The organism is Caryophanon latum (assembly GCF_001700325.1).
Lineage (GTDB): Bacteria > Bacillota > Bacilli > Bacillales_A > Planococcaceae > Caryophanon > Caryophanon latum.
Window position 1 is genome coordinate 1 of record NZ_MATO01000021.1, and the last position, 2,930, is coordinate 2,930.

Below are 2,930 nucleotides of genomic sequence, written 5' to 3' on the forward strand. Positions count from 1 at the left end.
TTCCGAAATAGCTCAGTTGGTAGAGCATCCGGCTGTTAACCGGCAGGTCGCAGGTTCGAGTCCTGCTTTCGGAGCCATATTTAGGCCCGTTGGTCAAGTGGTTAAGACACCGCCCTTTCACGGCGGTAACACGGGTTCGAATCCCGTACGGGTCATACGCAAAAGCATTTAGCATTCGCTAAATGCTTTTTTCGTTTTCTAATATTTTTTTAGACGTAATAAGTGTAATGATTGTACAATTACAATCGAATTCGGTAAAATAAATCGTATACGATATATTGGAGGTGGGAAGCATGATTCAGACAAAGTTAGATGAACAGCTCTGTTTTGAAGTGTATCGTGCAGCAAGTCATTTTAATAAGTTGTATACACATGTTTTAGCGCCGTTTCAATTAACGTATTCGCAGTACTTAGTGTTGTTAGCTTTATGGGAGCAAGACCGTGTAATGACAAAGGAGATTGGGGAGCGTTTGAATTTAGGGATTGGCACGTTAAATCCAATTTTGTCGAAATTATTTGAACGTGGATGGATTGAGAAGAGCATTTCGCCGACAGATAAACGTGCGACAATCATTTCATTAACAACGTATGCGAAGGAGCAGCAGCCGAACATTGAGCAGGCCATTGTAAAACAACTTGAAGCATGTGGTTATTTGATGGATGAAGGTAGAGCACTACGTCAACAATTGCATGAGCTAAATGAGTTTTTTGAAAATTTTTCTTTAAAGTGAAATATGAAGGCTCTTCACGATAACTTAGGGTTGCTTTCCACGACGAGGTAGGCTTTCAGCAGACGCGGTGGCGAACACGATGTGCGAACTTAATGGCCTTCCTTTTCAAGATTGAGGGGGGGGAGGCTCATGCTGTTACTGGTGGAGTTTGCCTCTCGTCATAAGAAATTGCAGGTCTGTTGATTAGCCATTTTTATAAAGCTGAATCGGTTGTTTTCAGTAGCAAAACTGACATGAATGCAGCATTGTAGTGGCATGGGAGCGTGCGGCGAGACTCCTTGGGGAATAGCTCGTGCCTCAAGACCCCGTAAGCCGCGACGTAGGAGTGGTGCGGAGGCTTGAGGAAGGCGATAAGCGCCACGTCCATGTGGCATCGCCTTCATGACCAACATCGTATTCGCCGCCGAGCCCCAGGAAAGCGAGCCGCAATACGCGAACTGCCAGTTGAATGGCTAATCAACACGCTTGAAGAAATTGTTATGCGTCAATCCTAGCTTACGGTGATGAACCGATATAATATGAAGGAGGAAAAACGGATGAATATTTATGATTTTAATGTAACATTAGCAAATGGTGAGGAATATTCACTTGAAAAATATAAAGGTAAGCCGATGTTAATTGTTAATACGGCAACGAAATGTGGGCTGACAGGGCAGTTTGATGAGCTAGAGCAACTATATAAAAAATATGAGGATGATGGATTAGTCGTGCTAGGTTTCCCATCGGATCAGTTTAAGCAAGAAGTAAAATCAGGTGCGGAGGCGGCAGAGGCATGTCGTTTATCGTATGGTGTGACATTCCCGATGCATGATTTAGTAAATGTGAACGGTTCGGAAGCACATCCATTGTTTAAGCACGTAACAGAGGCGACAAAAGGGATACTTGGAAAATCGGTAAAATGGAATTTCACGAAATTTTTAGTCGATCGTGATGGCAATGTCGTGAAGCGTTTTGCGCCGACAGATAAGCCGATGAGTTTTGAAAAAGAAATTAAAAATGTACTATAAATGAGGACAGAGCGTTGTACACATAATATGAGTACACGCTCTTTTTTCGCGAAAATGGCTGATTTCCATTATACATTTTACAACGTGTATATTATTATTTTAAGTAGAACGTATTTTACATAGAGGAAGGACTTACAAGTATGCCAGAAAAGAAAGCAGAAAAGACGAGTGCGCTTCAAATGATGACAAAAGTAGTGATGATTATTTTAGGAGGATTTATTGCAGCATATGGTTTAGAAGCTGTATTAATTCCAAATAACGTATCGGACGGTGGCGTAACCGGTTTAAGTATCGTTGGCTCGACAGTGTTTGGATTGCCGTTAGGGGCGCTAATTGCAATTTTAAATATTCCGTTTATCTTTTTAGGATATAAGCAAATTGGACGAACGTTTGCGATTTTATCGGTGGTTGGAATTGCGGCGTTGTCACTTGGTACGATTTTTATGCATAAAGTGCCGACGATTATTGAAGGTGACACACTATTAATTACTGTTGTTGGTGGTATTATTTTAGGATTAGGTATGGGGATTGCGTTGCGTAACGGTGGAGCATTAGATGGTATTGATATGTTAGCTGTGCTATTATCACGCAAGCTGCCATTTAGCACGAGTGATTTAATTTTATTTTTAAATGCATTTGTATTTATTATTGTATCGTTTGTATTTGGTTTAAAGGGAGCAATTTTATCGGCAATTGCATATTTTATTGCATCTAAAGTAATCGTAATTGTAGAGGAAGGGTTAAGCGGTTCAAAGAGCTTCCGTATTATTACGTCAAATCCAGATGAGATGGTTGAAGTGATTCGTAATCGTCTCGGTCGTAGTGCAACATTGAATACTGTAGAAGGTGCGTATTCAAATCAAACGTTTAAGGAAATTAATTGTATTATTAACCGTTTAGAAGAGCGTAAAATGAAAGAAATTATTCGTGAAATCGATCCGAAAGCATTTGTTGCGATTTATGAGGTTGTCGAAGTGAAAGGCGGCAACTTCGCTAAACGTGACGTGCATTAAATAAAGGTTCATCACCGTAAGCTGGGGTTGATGCATAAAAGTTGCTTGAAACAAAAGGCGGACTTCAGCGGGAAAAGCAACCCTAAGTTATGGTGAAGAGTCACAAAAAAAGGGGTGTGCTAACAGTAGCACACCCCTTTTTTATTGTGCGCCCAGCATGCGCATAAACTTTAGGGTGT

The 2,930-nt window shown here is 40.9% G+C and carries 3 protein-coding genes and 2 tRNA genes; all 5 read left to right on the plus strand.

The features are described 5' to 3' along the window. Position 1: 1 nt before the first annotated feature. Positions 2–77: transfer RNA gene (locus A6K76_RS05285), tRNA-Asn, on the plus strand. Positions 78–83: 6 nt separating this feature from the next. Beyond that, positions 84–155: transfer RNA gene (locus tag A6K76_RS05290), tRNA-Glu, on the plus strand. Positions 156–293: 138 nt separating this feature from the next. Beyond that, on the plus strand, positions 294–731 hold the full coding sequence (locus tag A6K76_RS05295; RefSeq protein WP_066462841.1) for a MarR family winged helix-turn-helix transcriptional regulator: 438 nt from the start codon (positions 294–296) through the stop codon (positions 729–731). A 536-nt stretch (positions 732–1,267) separates the two neighbouring features. After that, entirely contained in the window at positions 1,268–1,738 is a 471-nt protein-coding gene (locus A6K76_RS05300) for a glutathione peroxidase (protein WP_066462842.1), read from the plus strand. A gap of 140 nt (positions 1,739–1,878) precedes the next feature. Then, positions 1,879–2,751 (plus strand): YitT family protein, encoded by an 873-nt coding sequence (locus A6K76_RS05305; protein ID WP_066462844.1) that lies wholly within the window; start codon positions 1,879–1,881, stop codon positions 2,749–2,751. Positions 2,752–2,930 lie beyond the last annotated feature (179 nt).

Excerpts from the sequence above, each read along its gene's own strand:
- A6K76_RS05295 (WP_066462841.1), top strand. The coding sequence starts at position 294 with ATGATTCAGACAAAGTTAGATGAACAGCTCTGTTTTGAAGTGTATCGT.
- A6K76_RS05300 (WP_066462842.1), top strand. The coding sequence starts at position 1,268 with ATGAATATTTATGATTTTAATGTAACATTAGCAAATGGTGAGGAATAT.
- A6K76_RS05305 (WP_066462844.1), top strand. The coding sequence starts at position 1,879 with ATGCCAGAAAAGAAAGCAGAAAAGACGAGTGCGCTTCAAATGATGACA.